Raw genomic sequence first — 1,972 nt, 5'->3', positions numbered from 1 at the left:
TGATGGCTTTTTGTTTTAATAATGCCTCAATGATTGAATAAACTTTTGATAACCATCATCAGTAAAATCAACATGATTACGTGGGCTGTCAGTTGGCACTACTGCATGATAAGAATCTTCATCATTAATCTCATAGTTAATCACTGTACCCTTTGGCATCACAATTGATTTAACATCCTTACTATCCATTCGCCAATTATCAACGGCAGAACAGATTACCATTAGCTTTTGCATAGTAGGGATGTCTGCATTAACCGCATATTCAACGTTGGATAATAGTTCATCGCTTAAGTTTTTCATTCTGTTGATCCACCAGCTTTCGTTTTATATCAAATAAACTATAAGCAATCTGAGCTAACTTTAAATTCATCGAATTATCGTCATCCATCTTCTTAACATTACGATAAAGTAACCAGCATGAGATTACAGCGCATGTGACACTAATTCCGGCACAAAACCACGATACATTACTTAAAATAAGATTAGTTATTTAAATTTCCTCCGCAATAGATTGATTGTACTTAGACAAATCTTTCAATTCTGATTCAGTGAAAATGTACTGATTTTCAAAGCCGCTAATCTCAGTATCGTCTTCTTCATCGGGATGCAATATCCACTCTCTACGATTTGTTATTGTTGTTATTTTTGATTCATCATTTAAATAATTATGCATTTTCACTAAAAAATCCTGCCCAAGGCTACATTGAGTATCTGGAATAGGAATGATGTAACGCTTAGGCTTATCAAAACTATAATGTTCAGGCTCATCTATTAATTTACGCAGTAAATAATTATTTAAATCCAATTGGTCTTGAATATTAATCAATCGTTCTACTACATGATTCTTAATCATAATCAACCTCCACTGCCATTTTTTGGTAAGCCTTTGGCAAATCTTTTAATTGCTCAGAAGTAAATTGGTATCCACAGCTATTCATCACAAAGCTTTCATTACAAGGACTACCAATTATCGATAGATAATTCATTCTCCCATCACTATCTTTTAGACCTAATGGAATTACATATTTCTTTTCCTCAACTTCGTAACCATAAACAATTGCCTTTAAAACCAAGTTGTAATTTTGGTTGCTATCACACACGAAAGCTTTAAATTTAGCATGGCCAAGATAACTTGGATACTTCGAGCTCACAGCTTGGCTTAAACTAAGAATCTGTTGTCTTAAACTAGCTGTTTGTCCATCATGATTGTTATGAAAGTCTTCTATTCTATCTGCTACAAATTGTGGGACTTTAGGTATTTCAATTTGTTTAGTCGTCATCTTTATCTACACTCCTCTTTAAAATAATCTCTTGTGGAACCGCAAACTCACGATATTTTGCAGGAACAATAGTGTTTAATTCTTTCCGTGAAAACATATAATCATCAAGCGTTGAATCAGGATAATTTACCAAATCTTTTTGATTAACACTATCGATGTATAATCCATTTCCTTGACTTGAAAATCTAAATTTACCTTTAGATAACATAAAATCAAAATCTGTATTAACTTTAGGTAAAACAATAAAATAATTATCATATGTTGGTTGATATCCAACTATCAACCCTAAGCAAATATAATCTGAATTGTGATCCACATAATCCTTTTCGCTTGGAATATCTTTAACTTCATCTGAAATCTTTTCTAAAGCAGTTTGAAGTTGATCTCTATCCATCTTGTCAAAATGATTATCTTTGATGATTTTATCTAACCATGCTGGGAATGATGGAAGAAATATAGGACGTTGCCATTTATCATAAAATTTCATAGTTCATTACCTGCTTTCTTTGCGTGAATGTTATAGCAATAATAATAAGGATTCATGTTTGCAGAATAACGAACATCAGGACCATATTTTTTCAGTTCTACACTTTCAAAAGTAATGGAATAATCCTTATCTTCTAATCGCGCAACCTGTTCTAACATTTGCTTCTGTGCTTCCTCAAATGTTTCATACACATCATCACATTGTA

5 protein-coding genes are annotated in these 1,972 nt (G+C 32.4%); all 5 read right to left on the bottom strand.

Going from position 1 to position 1,972, the window contains the following annotated elements; genetic code table 11:
- Positions 1 to 15 precede the first annotated feature (15 nt).
- The gene (locus AC6UD0_RS07160) at positions 16 to 300 is read right to left on the bottom strand and encodes a hypothetical protein (protein ID WP_500708663.1); all 285 of its coding nucleotides are present in this window, start codon (positions 298 to 300) and stop codon (positions 16 to 18) included.
- Between the two features lie 190 nt (positions 301 to 490).
- A complete protein-coding gene (locus tag AC6UD0_RS07155) occupies positions 491 to 853 on the bottom strand; it encodes a hypothetical protein (RefSeq protein ID WP_500708661.1) in 363 nt (120 codons plus the stop codon).
- Positions 846 to 1,280, bottom strand: coding sequence for a DUF1642 domain-containing protein (locus tag AC6UD0_RS07150; RefSeq protein ID WP_500708660.1), 435 nt, complete (start codon positions 1,278 to 1,280; stop codon positions 846 to 848). Before AC6UD0_RS07150 ends, AC6UD0_RS07155 begins: the two co-directional genes overlap by 8 nt.
- Entirely contained in the window at positions 1,270 to 1,767 is a 498-nt protein-coding gene (locus tag AC6UD0_RS07145) for a hypothetical protein (protein WP_500708659.1), read from the bottom strand. Before AC6UD0_RS07145 ends, AC6UD0_RS07150 begins: the two co-directional genes overlap by 11 nt.
- Positions 1,764 to 1,972 (bottom strand): hypothetical protein (locus tag AC6UD0_RS07140; protein ID WP_500708658.1); only part of this gene is annotated, 209 nt, incomplete at its 5' end. The genes AC6UD0_RS07145 and AC6UD0_RS07140, both read right to left, overlap by 4 nt.

The organism is Fructilactobacillus sp. X7R9C1, from assembly GCF_059901005.1.
The sequence above is the reverse complement of the archived record's forward strand: the minus strand, read 5'-3'. Positions and strand labels throughout refer to the sequence as shown.